Raw genomic sequence first — 24,779 nt, 5'->3', positions numbered from 1 at the left:
AATAGGGGGCAGGTGAACGCTTACATGTTTTTCTCTAAGTTCTTGTAGAAGGTAATTTCTTCTCGTTTAGTTGCTTGCTCACTGTGAACCAACAACCACCGCTGAGCAACCTTGCCATAGTTTGAGTCTACCCAACATCCTGAATAGCCATCTACAATCTTACTTAACTGCTCTGGCTCTAGGCTAAGTAGTGCTTGTTTTGCTTGCTTGATAGTCATTGGAACACGGGTAATGAACTTTTGTTTTTGCTCATCAAGTGAGCAGATACTTTCTTCAGTGTATAGGGCTGCATCAGCGATAAAGTATCGACTATTCTGTGCCGCTTTTAAGCAATGGATATGATTACTAGTGACTTCAGCGAATGCCTTGGCATCATTGGTGTTGCCACTAAGCGCCTGCATATAAACAGGAAGGCCAGCTTGGTTTTCACAAATGAGCTCAAGAACCACCTGATTGAGCTCAGGACGATGATCTCGGCTATAGCCCTTCACTAACTTGATTGCCTTGGTATCTTCCTCGTGCGCATACTCACCATCAACGTGAAAGCTCGTGATATCAAGGTGTACAGAGTCGCTAGCGAGGCCAAGTTTATCGACCACACGTTCGGCGATGACCTGATAAAGCGCTGAGACATCGGCCTCATACAGCGCATCCAAGGTTCGGCCGAGTACATCATCGGTGAGATGGTGCGCTTCAATATCCTTAGCAAGCAACTTAGAGATGGGTTTGGTTTCAAAGAAGTCAGAGAACATATGCAATGTTCTACTGTGAAAGCCTAACCCATTGAGAATCATGGCTAAGACTGCATCACCATGGGAAACGTTGTGATTAGAGTACTTGGGAATGACTGAATCTATCATTTTTGATAGGCCAATCTCGTGACAAAATGCAGCAATGAGCCCGAGGTGATCCAAACGCTTAATAACAGGTTGCTGAGTAGGCATAGTTTAAAACCGTCAAATAACAGTAATAGATCAAACCTGCAGATCGCGGTCAAGATGTTATCATCCTTTTCACTGCTAAATGTTCACTGGATCACACTGTTTTAATTCTAAAATTAGGTGCGGAATGACGGCTAAATAGGAAAATTACCGAATTTTCGACGGACAACTGTGACTGGCCAGGATGGGCTCAGATAGCAAATATATGGGTGTCCCATTTTATCCCGTTAACTCATGCAGGGTAAAACCCAAAACGGGCAAGGAGTTTGAAACTCATTGCCCGTTCTATAAAAGTTATTGCTATCGATTTAAATCTGAAGGCCACAGCATGACAATCATACCCTCGTCTGTCAGACTCTCTTCTATCGATTACATTTGTGCTGTTACCCAGCGGTCAAAGCAGTAGTTTGTTGCCTCGATATATCCTTCAACACTACCGCAATCAAAGCGTTTGCCCTTAAACTTATAGGCCAGCACACACCCCGCCTTAGCCTGTTTAAGCAAAGCATCCGTGATCTGGATTTCACCGCCTTTACCAGGCTCAGTCTGCTCGATCAAATCAAAGATATCTGGCGTTAGGATATAGCGCCCGATGATGGCGAGATTGCTTGGCGCAGTGTCAGGCGCCGGTTTTTCAACCATATCATCCACACGAATAATATCGTCTTTGATCATCTCACCAGAGATGATGCCATATTTATGTGTTTCATCTTCAGGCACCTCTTGCACCGCAACAATTGAACAGCGGAACTGTGCATATAACGCAGCCATTTGAGCTAATACACCCTGCTCTTCATTAACGCACAAATCATCGGCCAGCACCACGGCAAACGGCTCATCGCCAATCAGCTCACGTCCGGTCAATATGGCATGGCCAAGGCCTTTCATCTCGTGCTGGCGGATATAAGTAAAATGAGCACTTTCGATGATATGGCGAATATCAACCAGCAAATCCTCTTTACTAGTACCGCTGATTTGATGCTCAAGCTCATAGTTTTTGTCAAAGTGATCCATGATCGAGTGCTTGCCACGCCCTGTGACGATACACATTCCATCCATGCCAGCTTGAATGGCCTCTTCAACCCCGTATTCAATTAAGGGTTTGTTAACTACTGGCATCATCTCTTTAGGCATAGATTTGGTTGCAGGGAGAAAACGGGTGCCATAACCTGCTGCGGGGAATAAACATTTTTTTATCATTATTAAACTATCCAAGCGACATTGTAAGAAAAATGGCAGTTCACCGAAGTCAACTGCCATTGTTTTAAAGTGAAGAATGCTTTCTATCACCTTGATGTTTAGAAAGTTTAGGAAAACGTTACATTGAGTTGACTCATTATACAATGAACGACTAGACCTTAATCGTTACCAAACAGATCACGCGTGTAAACTTTGTCTTCTACATCGAAAATTTCATCCACCATGCGGTTTGACACGATCACATCACAGCTTTCTTTAAACTCTTCTAAATCTTTTATCACTAACGAGTGGAAGAACTCTTTCTCTTCCAAGACTGGCTCGTAGACCACAACCTCAATTCCTTTAGCCTTGATACGCTTCATCACGCCCTGAATGCTTGATGCGCGGAAATTATCGGAGCCAGATTTCATTATCAGGCGATAGATTCCAACACGCTTCGGATTACGGCTAATTATCGATTCGGCAATAAAGTCTTTACGCGTACGGTTGGCATCGACGATCGCGCTGATAATCTCGTTTGGCACATCCTCATAGTTAGCACGAAGCTGCTTGGTGTCTTTGGGTAGGCAATATCCACCATAGCCAAAGGATGGGTTATTGTAATGACTACCAATACGTGGGTCTAGGCCTACCCCTTCGATGATTTGACGGGAATTAAGACCAAGCGTCTCAGCATAGGTGTCGAGCTCATTAAAGTAGGAGACTCGTAGAGCAAGGTACGTGTTTGAGAACAATTTTACCGCCTCCGCTTCAGTTGAGTCGGTAAACAGAACGGGCACATCTTTCTCCAATGCGCCCTCGATTAGCAAATCGGCAAAGACTTTAGCACGCTCTGAGCACTCGCCCACAATTATCCGAGACGGGTAAAGGTTGTCATATAACGCGCGGCCTTCCCGCAGAAACTCTGGCGAGAAAATAACATTTTCACAGCTCAACTCATGGCTAATACGCTTGGTATAACCTACCGGCACAGTCGATTTGATCACCATTACTGCACTTGGATTAATCGCCATCACATCTTTAATAACCGCTTCGACAGATTTGGTATTGAAGTAGTTGGTTTGCGGGTCATAATCTGTCGGTGTTGCAATGACTACATACTCAGCCCCTTTATAGGCGAGCTCTTTGTCCAGCGTGGCAGTAAAATTTAGCGCCCTATTCGCTAGAAAATCTGAAATTTCTTCATCGACAATCGGAGATTGCTTGTGATTCAGCATCTCAATTTTTTCAGCAACGATATCTACGGCAATCACTTCGTGATTTTGCGACAAAAGCATCGCATTGGATAGGCCAACATAGCCTGTACCCGCTATAGCAACTTTCATTCAATCTTCTCTTTATATAACTCTATTCATCATACCAACTAGCTATTAGCCACAACACTCCGCTTCATCTTGTGCGAGTCTTGGATTTTCGTCCACGTTGAAGCAGCAATACTATCTAATGGTGCAAATGCTGCTTGGCATATTGGATTTCTGCCAGATGTAATTTCTTAGAGTCGATTAGCACCCTATAAAAACTCTGGAGTCAGCCCTAAACTTCGACAAGACACTCTTAAATATAAAAACACTACCCAATGAAAAAATGAATGACAAACAAGAGACAACAACAACACTGTATGGCAATTCAGACAGAGCAATATTGAATAATACAATCCAGTAGTAATGAACAAAAAACACCCCAAAAGAATATTTCGCACACATATCAAGAAATGGCAATCTCACCCTACCATTACTTTCAATAAAAAAAAGAAGTGCCAAAATAAACAAAACCCCAAAGAGTTTTTGCAACTGATTTAGATTAACATATTTAATTGACAACTGCTCTGTAAACATAGGGTAAAATTTTGGCGCATCAATACCGTAAGAGCTATAATTGTAATCAAGAACTATAAGAAGCAGATACAAAACAAACGACACCGACGCAATCCACTTTGCATTTTCAAAAATATATCCTTCATGCTTCTTACAAAAAATACCAAGCAAATAAACTCCAAAAAAGTGAAAGTATGAGTATATTGGGTACTGAAGGGAGTCGGGCCTAAATGACAATAAAGAAAATACCATAGACAAAGCAAATACACATGAGAAATATTTCGATTCTGCCAACCCATATATTATAGGCGAGGTAAAGAAAAACAGACAGATCATTGGAATGAACCACATTGGTACATTGATTCCCATTCCACCCACGAGTAAATGCCATAAAACCCCACCTGTAGAGAATAAGTCAAAAAGTAGGACCTCTTTACTACCTCCTGCTCCAACCCCAAGGACGCCAGCCATAATCAATACAGGTAAGGAAATAAACAGGTATGGTAAAATTACATTTTTAAACTTCGTTTCCAAGTAAGAAATGTAGTCATATCTATCTTTTAAGTGCCAAAACAAATAGCCAGAGATAAACATAAAGAAAAAAGTTCCATTCCCAAAAAAAAGTGCCACAAAGTGAGCAACACTATCACTCATTCCCTCCTTAGGAATATGAGTTAGAAAAACAAATATAATAGCTATCCCACGAAACCAATTAAGTGATTCCAAGTATTTTTTCTTAGCTTCCATTAAGTACAACCTTAATTAACAGAAAATAAAGCAAAACTCACAATTTTCAACTTCGAACTAGTAGAATATGTGGATACTCCTGCTGTAGTAATCTTTATTCAACCATTTGTTCAGTTAGCTATTGGCCACAACGCCTAATTTTGAACTTTCAGGCTCTTGACTGTGATTCCACACTAAATCACCAATCCCATCACTTGGTGCGAAACCCGTAGGTGCATTTAATAAAAGTTCACGAATAGTCTCATGCTGCATTTGGTGACAAGCAGTATCGAGCTGATCAAGTAGGCCTTGATATTGGTTTAGCGGCAAGTGAACCTCATGGGCAGTCATGATTCGCTCATGTGCAGTTTTATTGACGTTATCGCCAATCAGCAACTCTTCATAGAGCTTTTCACCGGGGCGAAGGCCAGCATAGTGAATCTCGATATCACCATGAGGGTTATCTTGCGACTTGACCTCAAGGCCCGATAGCTGGATCAAGTTCTTCGCTAAATCAATGATTTTGACGGACTCACCCATATCAAGCACGAACACATCCCCTCCCTTGCCCATGGCACCGGCTTGAATTACAAGTTGGGCAGCTTCAGGAATCGTCATAAAGTAACGAGTAATATCAGGGTGAGTGACCGTAATAGGGCCGCCTGCAGTAATTTGCTTTTTAAACAAAGGGATCACAGAGCCCGATGAGCCAAGAACGTTACCAAAGCGCACCATACAAAAGCGCGTGCCTTTTTTCTTTTTGTTCTCTTGTTCAGCTAATGCTTGTAGACCCAGTTCTGCCATTCGTTTAGTGGTACCCATCACATTAGTTGGGCGTACGGCTTTATCGGTAGAGATTAGAACAAAAGACTCTACGCCAGCATCAATCGCAGCACGGGCCGTGTAAAAGGTACCATAGATATTATTACGCACACCTTCGATTACATTATATTCAACAAGAGGAACGTGTTTATATGCCGCAGCATGATAAACAGTCTGCACTCCAAACGACTTCATTGCAGTTTCGAGGCGATGCTCTCGTTGAACTGACCCCAAAAGTGGAATAATGTCGCAGGTAAGTCCCTTCTCTTTTTTTAGCTCGTTAAGTTCCCTGTCGATTTGATACAAACCAAACTCAGACAGCTCAAACAGGACAATCGAAGTCGGTTTTTGCATCACTATTTGTCGGCAAAGCTCTGAACCAATTGAGCCCCCCGCTCCAGTAACCATGACAACCTTGCCATTGATATTTGCCTCAAGTAAAACCTGTTGTGGCGCGACAGGGTCGCGACCAAGCAAGTCTTCAATCGGCACGTCTTTGAGTTCGTCAATCTTGGCTTTGCCAGAAACAATATCCGTCATGTCTGGCACCGTCTGAACTTCTAAAGGAAGCTTGGTCAATTCATCGAGAATGACTTTACGACGAGCTCGACTCGCACTTGGTACGGCGAGCAGTACTTGCGACACATCGTATTTATCGATGATAGGTGCAACTTCATCAAGAGGTAAAACTGGCAAGCCCAAAATCATAGTATTAGTTAGCGTCCTATCTTGATCGATAAAAGCCCGAACACGATAGTCACCCGTACCACGCAGCGCCATAGCAAGTTGGCGTCCGCCTGAGCCAGCACCATAAATAACGACTTCCTTGCTCTGTTTGGCATAGCTTTGTGTAACCAGTGAACGCACGAGAACACGGGGCGCACCACAAAACAACGCCAGAAATGCACCATAGATAATAGGCACGGTGCCAGCGACAGGATAATCGATATAAAAACCCATAGCTGTAAACAACACTGAGGAGCCAATCGCACCAATACTTATCACAAACAGGGCTTGAAACGTCAAGTACCGCAACACGGCTCGATAAAGACCAAGACGAGTAAAGATCGTTATAGATACCATGGTAAGCGAGACTAATAGCCCCCACAAAGTGGGCTCTGTCAAATGTTCAAGATTTCCAGATCGCGCAAACAGAGCTAAATGGAAGGCGAAGAAGATGAGTGCACAATCGATAAGCACACTGACAATACGCTTATTTCTGCGTGAAAGCTGCCAAATAAGTTGAAGACGTTGCATAATCGTATTTTTATAGTTGGGTTATTTAGAGTTTGCATCTCAATATTGCTATTGGGAGTACTGGAGAAATCGGTTAAGTTAAATCAAATAATGCTAATCAGTCTTTGCCCTGAACCGCATCGCCCGAACCACTACCCGTCGCCGTCATAATGATATATTTGAAATAATCTCGCACTGTTAATGTATCAATCATTTTTTTGTCGGTCTTAGCTAATAACTCTGGTGTCGACATATCGATGTTTTGAACCTGAGCAAGACCAGTAATACCAGGAAGAACATTATATACACCTTTTGTATCGCGTTCATTAATGAGTTCTTCTTGGTTAAACAAATTTGGTCTTGGACCGACTAGACTCATCTCGCCCTTAAGCACATTAATTAATTGTGGCAATTCATCAATCTTGGTTTTACGTAAAAAGCCTCCAAGTTTGGTGATAGACGCATTGCTAGCTAAATGACTTGCAACAGACTTTGTTTCAACAGACATGGTGCGAAATTTAATCAGTTTAAACGGTTTTTTATAGCGCCCGACCCGCTCTTGGACAAATATGGGTGAGCCCGTATCGAAAAGGCCAATCACCGAAACAATTAATAATATTGGCCAAAGAAACAAAAGGCCAAAAAACGCTGCTAGAAAATCAAGTAATCGAATCATTTTGTGTTACTTCTCGGTTGAGTTTATTATTGCTGATGCCGCTTCTTTAAAACCATCTTCAATTTTTTGTGGCGGAACCCAATCTAAGGTTTGCTTAGTGTGAGTAATATCCACTTGGAGAGATCCTAATAGCCTGTCTATCACATCACTTTTACCGAATACCTTACCAGCGATCTGAAACACTTTTTGAGGTACTGGAATTTGAAATTTATTCTTACCCAAGGAAGCTGCCATGTAATCAACCATTTCAGACGTGGAAACATCCTTATCATCTGAAACCAAGAAGACTTGATTTGCCGCCTTCGGGTGATCGATACAGGTTACGATCAAATCGGCTAAGTTGGTCACTGAGACTAAGCTGCGTTTGTTGTTAGAAATACACTTAAACGGAAGCGGCACTCCCTTGTTGACCAGATTCATTAATGAAGCAAAATTCGCCTTTACCCCGGCACCATAAACTAATGTTGGTCGTATGACCACTAGCTCTATGCCTGTGGCATCAGCAAGGTGCTGAAGCTCAATTTCCGCTTCAGATTTTGATTGTCCGTAATCATCCTCATATGCATGTGGATCGCTCGCCTTAAAAGGGGAACCTTCTCGAGAGCTTTCTCCGTTTACCTTAATTGAACTAATAAATATAAAGCGCTTAACTCCGGCTTTAACTGCCTGCTCAGCAAGTGTTATGGTTCCTGCAGTATTAACATCTCGATAGGCTTCTAAAGGGTTTTCAACAGCATCACCCATTATGTGAACGCGAGCCGCACAATGGATCACTGTTTCGCAGCCAGTAAGTGCCGTTGAAAAATCAGTTGAACCATTGATATCAAGTTGATGGAAGGAGAAGTCTGCTGGGTGTACTGATGGCGATCTATCAACAAGTGAAAGTTTGTGTCCTTGTAAGCGACCAATTAAGTGCTTGCTCACGAAACCATTACTTCCGGTAATCAATATATTCATCTTTTATTCCTAAATATAACACCAAAGGAGTGACAAACTAAAAGAAAGAGGGAGCGTATGTGCCCGAAAGGTTGCTCACGATAAATTTTATACATATTGATTAACTTCTTCTTCTTATTAGAAGATAAAGAACCCTCGTCAATATTGTAAATAGCTTGTACACCAAAATATTTTCTTGCCACTACACCTGACTTAGTGATTTTAAGCCACAAAGACCAATCCTGACCTTGCCTAACTTCAGACATATAGTGCTTTCCAATAGAGTTTTGGTTGTAAACTGCGGTTAAACAGCCAATAGGACAACTAAGTAATAAATCTCTATATGTAAGCGTTTCAGGAGCTACAAAAACAGATCGGTCTATTGGCAAGTCAATATAGTCCCTTTCATAGTCACCATAAGAGAAGTCTACTTTATTCTCCTCCATAAATCCTATCTGTAACTCAAGCTTCTTTGGAAGCCAACAATCATCAGCATCTAGGAAAGCTATGTACTTTCCTTTTGCCTTTAAAATTGCATAATTTCGAGCAACACCAGCCCCCTGGTTACGTTGGGTAAATACTTTTAAATGGGGATATTTTAGGCATAGCTGTTTTAGATATTCACCAGTCCCATCCACGGAACCATCATCAACTATAATATGCTCTTTTACGGCTACTGTTTGATTTGCGACACTTTCTACACACCTTTGAATAACACTTTTACAATTAAAAGCAGGCGTAACAACTGACACTAAACCATTCAAACATGAACAATTCATAGAGAACCTTACATACAATTATCATAGACAAAGATTAATGCGGCCGAGCGTACAACTCCCGCCCGAGCAGGTATAACACTTTGACATTCAAACAAAATAGATTTGACACTTTTAAAGCCAACACTTTATTCTTTAAGCACACTGTGCAGAAAGACGATAACTATTAGCGCGGTTCAAATATAAAGCCAAACCGACAAATCCATAGAAAAAAAATGAAAACTTTGTTGTGTCATGATGAGCTGAGCTTAACCCAGAGACTGGATATGTAACAAACCATACACTTAGAGCTAGTAACAAGCATTTATTATACTTATCTAAATTTGGACGCTTTGAATGCACAAAAAACAGATAAGAAACAAAAAAACAAGCAGTAGTAAAAATAAGTGTAAATAGTAACCCGTACCGAGCAGGATACAATGAATACAAAGACTCAAACATATATAGTGATTTAGAAACACCAAAACCAAAGGGGCTTGTCGTATTATCAATAACGAAATCGATCTGACTTTGCCTATAGCTAACAGAGTTGCTATTACCTTGTTGAATCTGCTCAACCCCCTCAAACAAATAAGGCATTAACTCAGACAATTGATCTAAATTATAGATAAACACCGCAACAACCAGTGTGAACAAGACTAGCAGAGAAAATATTTGCTTTGGCCTTATGATAAGCAACAAAATCATAATCAAAGCAACAAATATTGTTAAAAGACTACTGCGGCTTTGAGATAATAAAATAACAAAAAAAATCGCTAAAAAGCTCAGTATTGACAGAAGCTTATGCGAAATGCGGTTTAAGTTGAAGGCACACACAAAAAAGAATGATAGTGGTAAAACCATGAATGACGCGAAATTGTATGTTGTAAAAAATGGCGCTATTGCTTTGTTATTCAGTATTATTACAGACTCTCGTTTATAGAGCAAATATGAAATACGCCGAAAACCACCAACATTAAACACATCCAAAAAATTAAACACTACAGCAAAAACTGAAAATATGACTATCAACTTAACGATACAACCCAATAACTCTTCTGGCTTTAACCTAGCATTATAAAAGTACAGAAAAAATATGCTATAGCATAGTACCTTAATAATCTCAGATATATCTGAATAGCTAATAACCCCACTATAGCCATCTAAAAAAAGTGCCCATGATAGGCAAAACAACATAAAAGAAAAATATAACCCTGGTACTATTGGAAGCATGATACCTGTGCGACTATATACGAAAGTAAGACAAATAAAACTTACTGCAAAGAAGAATACTAAATAGTCACCAGCTCCCGTTATATTTGGGAAAGTAGGTAGTAACAAAAACAACAGAGGGAAGTAACAATAGAAAATTGACGCGCTGGTGAACCTCTTCAACTTACTCACCATTACTGAATTGGCTAGGATCAACTTCAAAGTAACTCATTGTAGATCTTAGTTGTATATCGTTCCTGCCCTCGACAACATTAATCAATTCTAACCCCTTCCTTTGTCTAGATAATACACAATAGAAGTGCTCAAGCCTATGACCAACATTTGTAGAAGTATAACCATTCTTCAGTGCTAGAACTTTAAACCACACATCATCAGCATGAGGGGCATTGTCTAAGAAAGCTTGTTTCTGTATATCCAAGCCCTTTAATGAACCTGTTGGATAAAGCACTCCCCCAACTCCCGTTGGAAATATGTCATTTTGTCCCATAGATGTCCCTTTACACATTTTCCATTGAGTGTAAGGAAGCAAGCTTCCACTATCTGACGCTTCTACAATGTGAGAACGAAAACAAACGACAGTCTTAAGTTCTCTATTTGAATACTCCAGTGCGCGTTTACCTAACCAACTAGGATAAAACACATCATCGTCAACAGTCATAATATAATCAACTTCGCCGATAGTTCTTTTATATTCGTAATACAATTTTTTGTATGACCGAATGTTTTCATCAACAAATTTAATATCGACGCCACGATTCTTCAATCTTACCAGAGTTGTAGGCAGTTCTTCAGGGCTAATATCTTGTTTAGACAACCAAAGCGTTATACTTAGGGGTGCGACAGATTGTCGAGCTAACGACTCAATTGCCAAATAAACTGTACTTATTCTTTTCCCGTAAGATGTGAGAGATATAGAGTACTCAGAATCAGAATCGAGATTAACGCCTCTACTTGAAAGACGGTTAATCAAAAAATAATATATCTGATGTATCAGTGAAACTGTATAGAACATCAGCTTTTGAACTATTTTCATCTTTAAACCTTAAATCAACAGATAAAAATCAACATAATCATCACAATAAATCCTAAGAGTGCAGTATTTTATTGAATGTTACCTTTACAGCAAAAAAACCTTCTTTAGCAAGAAGATTAATTAGAAAACCTAAATTTTTTGGATTAGAAAAAAGGTGTTTATTATCACGAACTAAAGCAAGTAATGCTCTTATGGTCCACTCCCGATATAAACCAAAGTTTTCTAGCCCAAATGAATTCATTACTAAGTTCTTAGTCTCTAAATAGGCTTCGTATCTTTGCTCCAGGTAAGTAATTTTCTTTGCACTTCTAGTTAGAGAGCCCATCTCATCAACATAATAATAAATTACATTCGACAGGAAATTTATCCGCTTTGCTCTACTTAATACTGTAAGTGTGAACATATGGTCTTCATGGACAGCTCTATTTATAAATGATGCTCCGGAAGAGATCGCAACATCTCTATTGAAAGCAAAGCTCCAAACAGCAGAAGTGTAGCCCAACTTTGAAAACAATAGATTAAACGCTTCACGATTATCCGATAGGCTCATACAATCTGGCACTCTGATTTTATCGCGAATATAACGTCCATCAACACCCGATACTACCGAAGAGAAGTAAATCATATCAGGTGTATTCTCAATTGAGCTTAGTACTAGCTTGACAAAATCGTTTGATATTCGATCATCAGAATCGCAAAATGAAACATATTGCCCCTTGGATTGCTCAAGGCCTACTTGCCTAGCCATCCCTGCGCCAGAGTTTTCAATGGAGATTACATTGACTTGACCACGAAGATCATTGTATTCACCTAGAACGTTGTTAATAGCTTCAAGGGTGTTATCTTTAGAACCATCGTTAACTATTACGATCTCTACATTATCAAGAATTTGAGAAAGAATGTTCCTTAAAAGACTAGAAATATTCTTTGCGGAATTATAACAAGGAATAACTATGGACAGCTTCATACAAACCAACTAACAATATATTTTGACACTTTAACAAACTAAAGAGTCTAGCTTTTTCGAAAATCAACCACTCTTCCTTGAGTAGCTAGTTATACTACCTATTAAATCAATTTAATGAAGACTTAAGGTATGCCACTGACTTATCACGTAACAAACTTAAACTGTCATGCGCCTTGTCAAACTCTATATCTACATCAAGGTTAACTTCAGAAATGTCAGAAATATGCCTATCTAGTAGGTTAGCGCTTGATAACAAGTTGGCAGAACGTAAGTCTACCGTATTGCCAAACTTCATCGTATAGAATGGTACTTTATTAATGATAGAAAAGGCTGTGCCATGAAAGCTGCTCGTTATAACAAATGCAGCATTTTTAAATAGTGACAAAAAATCATCAGGGGATGCGGTGGAAAAGTGTTTCTTACTTACTCTATGATCTGTCTTCGAAGTGAGAACTACGACTTCTAGCCCCAGTTTCTTGGCTATGAGCTCTACAATAGGCTCTGCCATTGGGTGCTCCACGACCTGGTATACTACAACATATTGCTTTTCTTGCTTGTTGGGAGGCGTAATCGCCGACCATTCATCCTCTGTAAGCAGAAGCGTTGGGTCGAGAGTCACAACACTTTCAACACCAAAGTTATCTTCTAAACTTTCTTTAAGCTGATTCTCCCTTACACCAATTGAATTAATATTGCCTAGCTTGCCACGGAACTCTGGTGTGAAACTTTCCGGCCTCATCCCATTGCCCATACTTGCGGCGTAAGAAATAATATTTTTTGCAGAAACACCTTCGATCTGACCAAAGTATATTGGATCAACTCCGCCTGTAATATTGAAATTCCATACTTGATCACTACCGATAACAATCGAATCCAATGAGTTAGGCATATCGGTGTTTACATATTTATTGATAAACTGATTGAAACCTCTATATCTCGCTTTTTTTCTCTTGAAATCAAGAAGTAACCTAACAAACTTTTTAGCTTCGACCACCAAACTTCCATCGGTTTTGATTGTAGGCCAAATATTGTACTTTCCACTTAACTTCTCGTTTTTTGCATCAACAAAACCTACATCATAGCCTAATGAGCTAATTCTATGTTTAAGCGCATATGCTTGCAATAGCGCGCCATAGTTATGAGCATCATGAAAGGTCACTATCCCTACTTTCTTTTTGTTTTCTTTGACGGTCATTTTATTTGTTCAATACCTTTTTAACTACGTTAATTCCGCTCTTACCAAGGATTTTCTTTGCATTACTTCTAAGTACTAATTTTGGGTCAGAAACTAAGTTATGTATCATTTGCAAAGCTCTACTTTCCAACTTATCATCAGTAAATACTTCAAAAACTATCGGCTTATCGGTAATTTCTGCTTTGGTGAACATTTCATAAGTGGCTAAGAATTCGTCTTTACTGCTTGCACAAATATACTCAAACCCAAGGCTTTCTACATAATTCCTGATTAAGTCTCCAGACTTATTACCAAAATGATTTGCAGCAGCAATAAAATCATCACTGGAGTCCGAAAAGTAAGCTGCGTGATGATTATAGTGTTTGAACTCTGTCCCTTTGCCATTATTAACTATAAGAATCCTGATATTACTTCCGATATGACGATTTCCTAGCGCATTCATATCGTAGAAGAAAGCCAAATCACCTAATGCACAGTAATAAATTTTGCTACTATCACACAATGACGCACCAACTGTAGTTGAAAGTGGTCCATCTATCCCAAACCCACCTACGTTTGAGCTAGTCGATATACTTTCGTCAACCTCAAAGAAATTCCAGGATCTTAATGTGTTTAGTATTCCAAGATGCAAATATGAGTTCTTTGGTAATTTATCAGATAAGATAGAAGAAACCCAAATATTTGAAAGAGGTAGCTCTGGGATGTTAGACCTTAATTCCATCAATGTAGACTTAATATAGTCATAGTAGTCGATTGCTGAATTTTTGTCTGAAGAGTACAACTGGAAGAACTCGCTTTCTTCCATTTCAAATATACATGTTAGCTTCCTAAAAGTGTCCCTAAGCACACCATCAGGACTTACTCTCCAAACCTCTTGACCAACAAGCTTGGAAGCTGAGTAATCTCCTGTGATTTCTCCAATATGAATCAGAGTATCTGGTTTGTAGCTTGATAGCTCCATTAATGATTGGAAACCCAAAAGAGAAATAAGAACTCTATATTTACCTTTATACCCACTACTGTGATCACAAAAGACTACTGCATTATTACTACTACAGAACCTGTCCAAGATCTCAGTTTTTTCTTCTGACCACGATTCATGGGAGCCGACAAAAACAGCAACTTTACCCTTTAGTTCAGGAAGACTATCATTTCTTGTCAGTCTTTCTATATTTCTAACCGTTGGTAACTCTTTAATATCAAATGGGAGTGTGAAGTCAGTTGGCAGGTCAATATGAACCGGACCTTTTCCTTTATGCTCCAAATCGAGCAATGCACTATTGACTTTAACTTCACAGGTCCAAAAATCTTCCTTGCTTTTCACTATAGGCAAAGAATAACTTGCTTTTGCAACATCATTAGGAATAGTACTGCGATCGAGAACCTGAGCAACATGATGCCCAACTCTTCCTACTGGTTGCGTTGATGTTATGGCTAGAATTGGTAGTTTTCTGTAATAGGCTTCGGTCATACCCGGGAGATAGTTTCGTGAAGCGGTTGCGCCTGTACAACTAATAACGACCGGCTCTGAGCTTTCCTCTGCAAGACCACAAGCCATGTAGGCTGCAGATCTTTCGTCAACACAAGAATATACTGTGAAGAAGGGATCTGACTGCACACTACCAATAAATGAGATGTTAGTGTTTCCAGGAGAAGCTACTACTTTTTTAATATTTTTTTTCTTTAACAACGCTATCAATATTTGAGCGTTCTTTTCTCTAGTATATAAAGTTGCCATGAGATACCTAAATTAGTTCTATTTGTTTTTATAGTTCTAGACTATAACCGCCATCGCAGATAATCGTTTGCCCTACAATAAAGTTCGAAGCATCGGATATAAGGAACAAAGCCAACTCAGAGACTTCCTCTGGAAGAGCAAACCTTTTAGGCAGGGTGTTTGCGTCATATATGTTACCGTCACTATTTCTACCTAGCATACCTGTCGCGGTCCGCCCTGGCGCTATTCCATTGACAACAATTCCGTCTTTAATTAACCTTTTAGCTAAACCTTCCGTCAACCCGACTATATCCCACTTAGTCATACCATAAGGAATCACAGAGCCGTAGAAACCACTAGTGGAAGAAATGTTAATTATTTTTCCTGGTTGTTGACTATTAATCCAGTGTTTAGATATGGTTTGACAAAGAAAGAACACCGATTTTGAATTTATTTTGTATGTTTCATCCCAGGATTCTTCAGATACATTAGGGAATTTTTGCTCTAGTAAAACACCTGCATTATTAATTAATACATCAACCTTGCCAAACAGACTGTCTGCTTCTTCTATATATGAAGAAACCTTACTAGTATTACCAACATCCCACTGCATGGTTTTAAGTCTATCATTTTTTACAGCCTCCCTTAATCGTTCTAATTTTTCTTTCGAACGGCCTGTAACTATAACATTTGCCTTCTCACTAAGGGCCTTTTTAGCAATAGCGAGACCTATACCGCTAGTACCACCAGTGATCAATATTGTCTTACCTTCGAGTATACCACCATAATTTACTTGAGAAATATTGGCATACGTAGCACCACCATTTTTTAACAAGAAGACAATGGCTTTTAGGCTATTAACAATACCTTTCTTTAATTTGCCAAAAATCATAATTTTGCAACCTTAATAAATTTTCATTTTACCTACAGAAGAGTGTCTATTTACTTTAAATAGTTAAGAATTATTTTCTGACAGTCTGCCTAGCTTGCTTTTTATTATTTGATTGATTTTATTTCTCCACTCAATGCTCAATCCCCAAAAGTACATTGCTATTGAAGAGCTAGTAATACAAATAATTATAGTAATCGCTGACCAAATAATTCCTTGAGGCAGCGAAATTTTAACTAGCAGTGATATGAGCAAACTTAAAGTCACGATTTTCAATATAGGGTTTATAACATTGCTCATGAACCCAGAAAAGCAAATTGAAACTAAACGACTTACAATATGAAGCCTAGTGAAAAACATGACTAAATTGACAATAATAGCTGCGATAAACACTGTATACGCTTGATATCCAAGACTTAAAAATAAATAGGCGAGAAGAAATATTGATATTTGCATTGAGCCTAATATGAGCTCATAGTTCCTCATTTTTCCAGGAGCTCTAGCTGCGGTTGCTAGAGGTAAGCTGATCGAGAATATTATTGACTCTAATAGAGCGAGTCGCGCAAATAAAATGGCTTCATCGGGCGGGTTAATTAGCCAAATGCTTAATATTGCTTCCATTTCTATCAAAAGCGGTAGAGCCAATACCCACATAAGAAAAAATGCCAGTTTTGAACCATTAAAAACCAAGGAACTGAATTCTTTCTCAGACCCATTTGCATAACTTTTTATGATTGAAGGATAAAGTCCAGTATTGAAGTTTGTTGCAAAGATGTTGACCTTAGATGCAATTGTAATAGCTATAGCTCTAGAAGCAACAGTGGCTGGATTAAAAAATTGGTTTATCAAAATTGTTACAGCTTGGACCCTGATAGCCGTTGATAACTGACCAAACATTGTCCAACCTGTAAATGAACTCATTTGTTTCAGTAACTTTCTATCGAGCGAGAAATTTAACTTCCTACATTCTTGGTATTTGATCAAACAAATGAGAAAATATGCCAAATATGTAAATAGTGCTACCAGGAATAGTGCAACCCCATACAATTCCAATTTATCTCCTGGAATCATTACTAACGTGGTAACGGCTGCTAATTTTGCAATAGATTCAATCACAGAAATAGCCGCAAAATATTTCATATCCTCATGAGCGATTATTATCGAAAGAAAAGGAGTAGTGGCTATTGTTACTAGCAAAGTTGCAACTGTGAACTTGTATAGATATATTGCTGACTCAACTCTATCAACTGGCAAGTTAAGCCTTTCCTCTACATAATAGACACCCAATGTACCTAGTAAAAGTAAAACAAATGCACCAATCACAAAGTAGATTACCAATGTTAGCGAATAGGTGCTTGACAGTAAACTCTCATCATTTTTTCCTAGTGCAAAAGAGAAATAACGTTGCGTTGCAGATGCCATACTTCCGCTGATAAACGAGCAAAACGTTACTACCCCTGCAACCACACTATAAATACCGTAATCAGTCACTCCAAGTACGTCTAGAACAACCCTAACCATATATAAATTTACGGCTAACAATAGTAATTGCCTTATATATAGCATGAAAGTATTTTTAAAAATTTTTTTGCTAATCATATTGCTACTTAACTCTACCCATCAGCACTTTAGCTTTTTGACTCCGCTTAGCCTAGATTTAATTATCACTTTTCACGTCAATCAACTTTTAACAATTAAGACACTTTTTTATTTTGAGACAGTATACTTGTTGCGACCTATTGTTAATTCCATGTTTAGGTCTGAGTTGTTAAATATACCTAATAGTTTTTTAAAAGCAGAGTGAGCCAAGATGCTCTCTATTTGCTCATGAAGAAAGCTCTGGCCATTATATGTAGATAGAACAACATCAAACTTAGTCATTTACTGCCCCGACCATATTAAGACTTATCACTCGCATACGTATAATTGTAGTAACCGTAGCCATAGCTGCTAGAGGCTTTCTTCTCAAGCGCGTTGAATATCACGCCTTTAACTGAAACTCCAGCTTGCTCAAATCGTGATTGGGCAATTTCAAGCTCTTTCAAGGTGTTTTGACCATAACGAGCAACCATCAAAGTCGTGCCAGACAAAGCACCAACAATACTTGGGTCCGTCACTGCCAGCACCGGTGGGGTATCGACAATAACTAGGTCGTAATTGTCGCTTGCCCACTCCATAAACTCAGCAAATCGAGGATGCATTAGTAGCTCTGATGGGTTTGGTGGGACTTGGCCGCGGGTAACGATGTCAAGACCATTAATTGACGTTGCCTTGATCACTTGCTCAACTGATAGCTTTCCACTCAGGTGCTCAGATAGGCCGTTTTCCCACTTGAGGTTAAAAGGACGTTGCAAATAGCCTTTTCGCATATCTGCGTCAACCAATAGTACTCTTTGACCAGTTTTAGCAGCGACAGCCGCAAAGTTAGTAGAAACAAAAGACTTACCAATGTTTGGTGCAGGACCAGAAATCATCAGTATATTGTTTTTGGCCTCAAGCATGGCAAAGTGCAAGCTGGTTCTCAGGCCGCGTAATGCTTCAATGGACAAATCTGCCGGATTGACTTCTGCAAGTAGATTGCCCTTTGCGCGCTTTTTCTTCATCCTTATTGACATCAGCTCTTGCTGGTCAGATTTAGGAATCGTCGCATAGACAGCGATACCCGCTGCCTCAATGTCTTCCGGACTCTCAAGACCACGGTGAAACGCAGCTTTAACCAACACAAAAGCAACGCTGGCCATGCCACCAAGCAAAGTCGCCAATACAGTAATCAGCGCTTTTTTCGGTTTAACTGGGTGCGTATAAGACTGTGCGCTATCGATAATCCGCACATTGCCGACCGTACCCGCTTTCATGATGTTCAACTCTTGTACTTTATTCAGTAGCTGAACATAAATTTGTTGATTGACTTCGACATCACGCGTCATACGTAAGACTTCACGCTGGGTCTTAGGCAACTGTTGAATTTGTCGGTTGAGACGCTCACGCTCACCAAGTAGTGTCTCGCGTTTTTCTAATAGTGAGCGATAGGCCGGGTGATCTTTGGTAAAGCGTTGGCTAATTTCACTTTCTTTAAACGTCAGGTCATTAAGCTTAGCTTCAAGCTCAACCATCACACGCAGAGCTGATTGCGCTTCTAAGCCAAGGTCAACCGATTCGTGCTCCTGGCGGTATTGGTTGAGGCGGTCTTCGGCAACTGTTAGGCTGTCTTTGATATCAGGTAGATGCCCTTTCAAGAAGGTCAGGCTTTTTTCTGCTTCTGCGGATTGACGCGCCACATTCTGCAGGAAGTAGTTTTGAGCAATATCGTTCACCACTCGCTCGATAGTTGGCTTATGCTCGCCCTCAAGGGAAAGCTGAAGGATGCCGGTCTGACTACCGCGCTCTGAAATCGATAGATCTCGGTTTAGACTATTAATCGCATCGATTCGAGCAATTTTACCCAATGAATATGCCTGCTCTTGTGCGCCGCGTAGCTCTGTGACAAAGATATTAAAGCCGTTATCACTAGCAAGCTCACCAACTTGACCCTCTAGCAACTCACGACCTTCACTATCAATAACCTTAAATCCTTGGTTGGTGCTATCCGTTTGTACCAAAATCAAGGTCTTATCTTGCCCATACTGCCAATGATCAGGAAGCTCCAGACGACCGACATCGATATAGCCTTGGCTGCCACCGAGTCTCGCTAAACCTTTACCAACGAACGGAGTGTAAATAGGTTCAGCAATCGTTGTTAGGTTAAGCTTGTCAACGGTTTGGCCCAAGACCATACGTGACTTAATAAGCTCAATCTCTGTAGTGGCAGAAGAATCTTGAGCAAAGAAATCACCCATACCATCACTTAGTAACGTTGAAACGCCACCGGACTTTTTTTCAACCTGAATCAGCGCATCTGCTTTATAGATCGGGGTCGAGAGCATCGCGAACATGACACCCGCAATAGCAAAAATGACAGTAACAATAACAATGGTCCAGCGACCATCAAGCAGGATGCCGAACAACTTGCCAAGATCGATCTCGTCATTATCTGGTTTTGAAGAAGTGGTTTGATTAACACTCATAAATAATCTAATTCTTTGTTATAAATCGACCAGCTGGAACAGGCTGATCAGATACTATCGATAGGACGAGTTACCAGGTACGAACTCGGTTAACACCTTCAGTTAGGTTATTAAACCCATTGATGGTTGGCACCAGCTGTGAAATTACGCGGTTCCAACGCGCAATCGGCGCGGCGGTAACGTAAACCACATCATAAGCCTGCAGCTCAAATTCAGTGCCTAAGACTAATGCTGAGGCGTCTTGGATATCTAACTGATAAATATCGGCAATTGCTTTGGCTTCACCGCTTGTATTTTCAATCCCACGGATTACAAACACTCCCGTCGCATCGGCTGAGAGCTGGTTGATGCCGCCTACGCTGCTGAGTGCTTCAGTCAAGCTCATGCCTGCACGGTCAATCTTGAGTAATTGCGGATCGTTCACTTCACCCATCACAAACACTTTTTGACTGTCATTGCGCGGCACGTGAACGATATCACCCGGGCGCAATAGACGGTTGTGGGTTAGATCACCACGCTGCATTAGCGCATAGAGTGATAGGTGTTGCTCTTCGCCTTGGCGAGTCAGAGTTACATTACGCCAATCAGCGTCACTGCCAAGGCCGCCAGCGGCGTTGACTGCGTCCAAAAGAGTCAAAGGCACGTTAGTGATCGATTGCTGACCTGGACGATTCACTTCTCCGGTGACATAAGTCTTTTGTGAGCGGAAAGCAGCAACATTGACATCCACCTGTGGGCTTTCAATATAAGTGGTTAGACGTCTAGTCAGCTCTTCACGTACTTCAGAGACTGTCTTGCCAGCCACCTCAACCTTACCAATGTATGGATAGAAGATAGAGCCATCTGCGTGAACCCAGTTGCCTGCCTCTTCCGAGCTACGGTATGACCCAGCCGGTATAGTCAGCTCAGGGTGGTCCCAGATAGTAATATTGAGGATATCCCCCGTACCAATCAGGTAGTGGTAGTTGGCAACCTCGGCATCCAACGCTGGATTAGGCTGTGACACTACCATTGGCGAGCGGTACTCACGCACGCGCTGTGGCGTCAATGGGTATACGTTGACCTGCTGGCTGATATCCAGTTGCTCAGCATCACCAACCACCTGGTTGTCATCAATACTCATGTGAGAGCCAGGTACGGCACAGCCCGCAAGCGTCATGGCGATCACACAGCTTAGTAATAACTTCTTCGAATGATACATAATCTTCTTTATTTAGGGGCGAGAGGCGAGAGGCGAGAGGCGAGAACGCAAATCCCTATCGAATCTCACTTGGTATGAGTGATCTTTATAATTTTTTTGACCAAGCTTGAGCTGACTGCTCTAAAAGGTCATAAGCAAAGTCAAAGGCTTCACGGCTTTGACGATAGGGATCGGGGATCTCTTTACCGCCAATCCATTGGCCAAATAACATGGTTTTCCCTCTCGCCTCAGGGGCAATTGAAGACACCGCTTCTAGGTGCTTCTTTTCCATCACCAGAATCAAATCATAATCGTGGCAAAGTTCGCGAGTCAGTTGCTGGGCGACATGCGCATCAAGCTCAACGCCGTGCACTTTAGCCACTTGCTTTGCCATACTGTCGGCAGGTTTGCCAACCAAGGCGCCAACACCAGCCGAATCTATCTGTTTGTGCGGGAGTAGACTTTTGAGCAGGTATTGCCCTGTGGGTGAGCGACAGATATTACCGACACAAACCACCAGAATCTTATTAAACATGTTTTATTCACCTAAGTTTGAGTGTCCGCTCAGGATACTAACTTAAAAAATCGATGCCCCAATACAGGATGCCTGAGTATAGGGTTAAATACATGGAGGCTTATTGTACCCATTGCGATGCTAGACTTCGCTGGAAAGCACCAAATCGTGTCATTCCATCAGCAAAGCACCGTTCAGAAGTGGTTTCTAGCGCTTTATATTACGCCACTTTTTCTAGTGCGCCCCAAGCACTGGCCTATTTATTAGACATACATCCATGTTGTTTTTTAACCACTATGTTCAAAAGCATAGAGAGGGTGTGAACTTTGTTACAACTGAGCATTGGTTCAACAACAGCGCTAACAACCTGTGTGCAAAGTCACACTTCTGTTGCCAAATGATTGATATTTTAATGTTGTCGATAGATATTTCTATCATGACTTAAAAGTCATTATTAGGCGTTCATATTGAATAGAAATGGGAATTACTTCAATTTAAATGAAGAAACATTCACTTTTGTCCTGAAAAAGACTAACGACAGCTCAAGCTGTCAGCTTCATGCGCTAGTTCTATGCATTTGCTTCAAGGCAACGCTTTCAAGGTAATACCCTCGAGGAAAAGTTCTCAAGGAATCTTTTAAAGCATTGTAAATGTTATTAGTTTTAGCGGGGAAGTTGAGTGGAATTTGTTCAAAACATTTAACTTTTGCGTAGACTGACTTTGCCCACACTCCGGTTAACCAACCTATCCCAGCGATTCTGACGTTTCACACCATGCCTGTGTTTTACACCGTACTGTTCTGACGACGTACTAGCATTATTTTGGCACGCTACCGCCCCTAGGTTTCGCTCCTAATGGCAATCTGTGTGTAGTTTTTATCTTTTTGTGCGGGGTATTCTACCTAAAACGTGTTACATATACTATCCGACACAATGGGTGCGATCACATATTCAACTCGTTATAATGACAATAAACGTATTTAATTACAAGTGTATGAAATTTATGTAGTTAAATGATCAAAAAAAGCAGCCACTTGGCTGCTTTTTATACATATTTGACTCAAGGTCACAAAACTGAGCGAAGCTCAGTCAGGGTGCGAGGTGCGGATTTCACTTCGTTCCGAGATCCGAGGACTCTGTCGCACGTGACTTACTCATCGAAAGTTATGACCTTTAACACTCGAAGCACGCAAAACTCAGGAGCGGAGGCTTTCACCTTGCTAGAGTGACTGAGGAAGACGTCGTTTATGACTCACTCCCCCGAACCCCGTAGGGCTATGCCCGTACTCGCCCCTCGAACCTTCTTTTTTAAATCTCTGTACAGCCCCACTCCGGGTAGTTTTTGCGAATGAAGGCGTTGAGTTCTTTTTCAGCTTTTGAGTAGCTACGCTGCTCTTCGTCGTTTGACTCAGTAGTTTTACGGACCATACCTGCACCTACGGTTACGTTGGTGTGGCGGTCAATGACGACGAAGCCACCGGTTTGTGGTAGGCCGTCGTAGACGTCGACTGCCACTTTATCCGTTAGGGCGATGTTGGTGAGTGCAATTTCGTTAAGATCGAGCAACTCACTGTTTTCAGCGTGCTGCTCCAGTGAGTTGACGTCAATCTTGTGTTCTATCTCCGTCACCTTGCCTGGGCAAGACTTGGTAGCAAACTTGAAGATGTACTCTTTATGGGTACGCATTGGGTTTTCATCCATCCAGACTACGTGCGCCTCGACCTTGTTAGTCACCGCTGGCTCATGGCCAACGTGTACCAGCATATCGCCGCGAGAGACATCGATCTCGTCTTCAAGTGTTAGCGTGATCGCTTGACCTGGGTAGGCCGTGACCAACTCTCCATCATGGGTGTAGATGGTTTTGACGCGTGAGGTTTTGCCTGAAGGCAATGCTGCCACTTCATCACCCACCTGAACCAGGCCCGATGCCAGAGTGCCGCAGAAGCCGCGGAAGTTCAGGTTCGGACGGTTAACGTACTGCACTGGGAAGCGCATGTGTTCAAGATCTTTATCTTGGGCGATTTTTACTGTCTCAAGCAGTTTCATCAGAGTAGCACCTGGGTACCAGTCCATTGCTTCGCTTGGTGTGACCACGTTATCGCCTTTCAGTGCCGAGATTGGCACAAAGCGGATATCGTCGATATTGAAGTTCTTCGCCATCTCACGGTAGTCAGCCTTGATCTTCTGGTACACCTCTTGGCTGTAATCCATCAGGTCCATCTTGTTGATCGCTACAATAATGTGCTTAATACCTAGCAGGCTACAGATGTAACTGTGACGCTTGGTTTGAGTCTGAATACCATGACGCGCATCCACCATCACAATTGCTAAATCACAAGTCGACGCACCGGTCACCATATTACGCGTGTACTGCTCATGCCCCGGAGTATCGGCAATGATAAACTTACGCTTGTCCGTCGAGAAGTAACGGTACGCCACATCAATTGTAATACCCTGCTCACGTTCAGACTGCAAACCATCCACCAGCAGCGCCAAGTCAAACGCTTCATCCGTGGTATTAAATTTCTGCGAGTCTTTCTCAATCGCCGCCATCTGATCTTCATAGATCAACTTACTATCAAACAGTAGACGACCAATCAACGTCGACTTACCGTCATCCACGTTACCACAGGTAAGAAAACGCAGTAGGTCTTTGTTTTCGTGTACTTTTAGATATGCTTCGATATCTGTTGCGATTAGATCTGAAGAATGTGACATTATCTTTCACTCCTTGCGGAGGTGAGAGGCGAGACGCGAGAGGCGAGAGGCGAGGAACGCCCGCTTTAACCAACTCGAATCTACCTTCACTTCCATTTGATTTTGATTCGAAAAATGAGGGCAAGTACTTAGGAGTGAGAGGCAATATACGCCACGATCAACAA

17 protein-coding genes and 2 pseudogenes are annotated in these 24,779 nt (G+C 41.2%); all 19 read right to left on the bottom strand.

Annotated features, from left to right (window positions below; all coding sequences use genetic code 11):
* Positions 1-26: 26 nt before the first annotated feature.
* Positions 27-944: pseudogene (locus ACZ5R2_RS03335) on the bottom strand (IS1634 family transposase); the annotation flags it as partial.
* 390 nt (positions 945-1,334) lie between these two features.
* Positions 1,335-2,141 (bottom strand): annotated as a pseudogene (galU, locus tag ACZ5R2_RS03330) (UTP--glucose-1-phosphate uridylyltransferase GalU); the annotation flags it as partial.
* 158 nt (positions 2,142-2,299) lie between these two features.
* Complete coding sequence (locus tag ACZ5R2_RS03325) at positions 2,300-3,466, bottom strand: nucleotide sugar dehydrogenase (protein WP_464901031.1); 1,167 nt, start codon at positions 3,464-3,466, stop codon at positions 2,300-2,302.
* A gap of 177 nt (positions 3,467-3,643) precedes the next feature.
* Positions 3,644-4,702: an acyltransferase family protein gene (locus tag ACZ5R2_RS03320; protein ID WP_464901030.1), complete on the bottom strand. Its 1,059-nt coding sequence runs from the start codon at positions 4,700-4,702 to the stop codon at positions 3,644-3,646.
* Positions 4,703-4,816: 114 nt separating this feature from the next.
* Positions 4,817-6,760: a polysaccharide biosynthesis protein gene (locus tag ACZ5R2_RS03315; protein WP_464901029.1), complete on the bottom strand. Its 1,944-nt coding sequence runs from the start codon at positions 6,758-6,760 to the stop codon at positions 4,817-4,819.
* A gap of 97 nt (positions 6,761-6,857) precedes the next feature.
* Positions 6,858-7,415 (bottom strand): sugar transferase, encoded by a 558-nt coding sequence (locus tag ACZ5R2_RS03310; protein WP_464901028.1) that lies wholly within the window; start codon positions 7,413-7,415, stop codon positions 6,858-6,860.
* 6 nt (positions 7,416-7,421) lie between these two features.
* Positions 7,422-8,372 (bottom strand): UDP-glucose 4-epimerase family protein, encoded by a 951-nt coding sequence (locus ACZ5R2_RS03305; protein ID WP_464901027.1) that lies wholly within the window; start codon positions 8,370-8,372, stop codon positions 7,422-7,424.
* Positions 8,369-9,130, bottom strand: coding sequence for a glycosyltransferase family 2 protein (locus ACZ5R2_RS03300; RefSeq protein ID WP_464901026.1), 762 nt, complete (start codon positions 9,128-9,130; stop codon positions 8,369-8,371). The genes ACZ5R2_RS03305 and ACZ5R2_RS03300 overlap by 4 nt, the downstream gene beginning before the upstream one ends.
* Before the next feature lie 132 nt (positions 9,131-9,262).
* Entirely contained in the window at positions 9,263-10,540 is a 1,278-nt protein-coding gene (locus tag ACZ5R2_RS03295; RefSeq protein WP_464901025.1) for an O-antigen ligase family protein, read from the bottom strand.
* Positions 10,503-11,372 carry a hypothetical protein gene (locus ACZ5R2_RS03290; protein ID WP_464901024.1) on the bottom strand — a complete coding sequence of 290 codons (870 nt, stop codon included), beginning with the start codon at positions 11,370-11,372 and terminating at the stop codon, positions 10,503-10,505. Before ACZ5R2_RS03290 ends, ACZ5R2_RS03295 begins: the two co-directional genes overlap by 38 nt.
* 52 nt (positions 11,373-11,424) lie before the next feature.
* Positions 11,425-12,339 carry a glycosyltransferase family 2 protein gene (locus ACZ5R2_RS03285; protein ID WP_464901023.1) on the bottom strand — a complete coding sequence of 305 codons (915 nt, stop codon included), beginning with the start codon at positions 12,337-12,339 and terminating at the stop codon, positions 11,425-11,427.
* A gap of 106 nt (positions 12,340-12,445) precedes the next feature.
* Complete coding sequence (locus tag ACZ5R2_RS03280; protein ID WP_464901022.1) at positions 12,446-13,534, bottom strand: polysaccharide pyruvyl transferase family protein; 1,089 nt, start codon at positions 13,532-13,534, stop codon at positions 12,446-12,448.
* A 1-nt stretch (position 13,535) separates the two neighbouring features.
* Entirely contained in the window at positions 13,536-15,272 is a 1,737-nt protein-coding gene (locus ACZ5R2_RS03275; protein ID WP_464901021.1) for a thiamine pyrophosphate-binding protein, read from the bottom strand.
* A gap of 28 nt (positions 15,273-15,300) precedes the next feature.
* A complete protein-coding gene (locus ACZ5R2_RS03270) occupies positions 15,301-16,143 on the bottom strand; it encodes an SDR family NAD(P)-dependent oxidoreductase (protein ID WP_464901020.1) in 843 nt (280 codons plus the stop codon).
* Positions 16,144-16,206: 63 nt separating this feature from the next.
* Positions 16,207-17,739: an MATE family efflux transporter gene (locus ACZ5R2_RS03265; protein WP_464901019.1), complete on the bottom strand. Its 1,533-nt coding sequence runs from the start codon at positions 17,737-17,739 to the stop codon at positions 16,207-16,209.
* A 299-nt stretch (positions 17,740-18,038) separates the two neighbouring features.
* Positions 18,039-20,204: a polysaccharide biosynthesis tyrosine autokinase gene (locus tag ACZ5R2_RS03260; protein WP_464901018.1), complete on the bottom strand. Its 2,166-nt coding sequence runs from the start codon at positions 20,202-20,204 to the stop codon at positions 18,039-18,041.
* Between the two features lie 70 nt (positions 20,205-20,274).
* A complete protein-coding gene (locus ACZ5R2_RS03255) occupies positions 20,275-21,405 on the bottom strand; it encodes a polysaccharide export protein (protein WP_464901017.1) in 1,131 nt (376 codons plus the stop codon).
* 85 nt (positions 21,406-21,490) lie between these two features.
* Positions 21,491-21,919, bottom strand: coding sequence for an arsenate reductase/protein-tyrosine-phosphatase family protein (locus tag ACZ5R2_RS03250; protein WP_464901016.1), 429 nt, complete (start codon positions 21,917-21,919; stop codon positions 21,491-21,493).
* Positions 21,920-23,205: 1,286 nt separating this feature from the next.
* Complete coding sequence (cysN, locus tag ACZ5R2_RS03245) at positions 23,206-24,615, bottom strand: sulfate adenylyltransferase subunit CysN (protein ID WP_464901015.1); 1,410 nt, start codon at positions 24,613-24,615, stop codon at positions 23,206-23,208.
* Positions 24,616-24,779: the final 164 nt, after the last annotated feature.

The sequence above is a fragment of the Vibrio sabulosilitoris genome, assembly GCF_055391395.1.
Note: the sequence above shows the minus strand (reverse complement) of the source record. Positions and strands in the feature narration are given on the sequence as shown.

What these genes read in the sequence shown, in the direction of transcription:
- ACZ5R2_RS03255 (WP_464901017.1), bottom strand. Translation starts at nt 21,405, where the DNA reads ATGTATCATTCGAAGAAGTTATTACTAAGCTGTGTGATCGCCATGACG.
- cysN (WP_464901015.1), bottom strand. Translation starts at nt 24,615, where the DNA reads ATGTCACATTCTTCAGATCTAATCGCAACAGATATCGAAGCATATCTA.
- ACZ5R2_RS03285 (WP_464901023.1), bottom strand. Translation starts at nt 12,339, where the DNA reads ATGAAGCTGTCCATAGTTATTCCTTGTTATAATTCCGCAAAGAATATT.
- ACZ5R2_RS03305 (WP_464901027.1), bottom strand. Translation starts at nt 8,372, where the DNA reads ATGAATATATTGATTACCGGAAGTAATGGTTTCGTGAGCAAGCACTTA.
- ACZ5R2_RS03280 (WP_464901022.1), bottom strand. Translation starts at nt 13,534, where the DNA reads ATGACCGTCAAAGAAAACAAAAAGAAAGTAGGGATAGTGACCTTTCAT.
- ACZ5R2_RS03320 (WP_464901030.1), bottom strand. Translation starts at nt 4,702, where the DNA reads ATGGAAGCTAAGAAAAAATACTTGGAATCACTTAATTGGTTTCGTGGG.
- ACZ5R2_RS03260 (WP_464901018.1), bottom strand. Translation starts at nt 20,204, where the DNA reads ATGAGTGTTAATCAAACCACTTCTTCAAAACCAGATAATGACGAGATC.
- ACZ5R2_RS03265 (WP_464901019.1), bottom strand. Translation starts at nt 17,739, where the DNA reads ATGATTAGCAAAAAAATTTTTAAAAATACTTTCATGCTATATATAAGG.
- ACZ5R2_RS03270 (WP_464901020.1), bottom strand. Translation starts at nt 16,143, where the DNA reads ATGATTTTTGGCAAATTAAAGAAAGGTATTGTTAATAGCCTAAAAGCC.
- ACZ5R2_RS03310 (WP_464901028.1), bottom strand. Translation starts at nt 7,415, where the DNA reads ATGATTCGATTACTTGATTTTCTAGCAGCGTTTTTTGGCCTTTTGTTT.
- ACZ5R2_RS03300 (WP_464901026.1), bottom strand. Translation starts at nt 9,130, where the DNA reads ATGAATTGTTCATGTTTGAATGGTTTAGTGTCAGTTGTTACGCCTGCT.
- ACZ5R2_RS03250 (WP_464901016.1), bottom strand. Translation starts at nt 21,919, where the DNA reads ATGTTTAATAAGATTCTGGTGGTTTGTGTCGGTAATATCTGTCGCTCA.
- ACZ5R2_RS03290 (WP_464901024.1), bottom strand. Translation starts at nt 11,372, where the DNA reads ATGAAAATAGTTCAAAAGCTGATGTTCTATACAGTTTCACTGATACAT.
- ACZ5R2_RS03325 (WP_464901031.1), bottom strand. Translation starts at nt 3,466, where the DNA reads ATGAAAGTTGCTATAGCGGGTACAGGCTATGTTGGCCTATCCAATGCG.
- ACZ5R2_RS03275 (WP_464901021.1), bottom strand. Translation starts at nt 15,272, where the DNA reads ATGGCAACTTTATATACTAGAGAAAAGAACGCTCAAATATTGATAGCG.
- ACZ5R2_RS03315 (WP_464901029.1), bottom strand. Translation starts at nt 6,760, where the DNA reads ATGCAACGTCTTCAACTTATTTGGCAGCTTTCACGCAGAAATAAGCGT.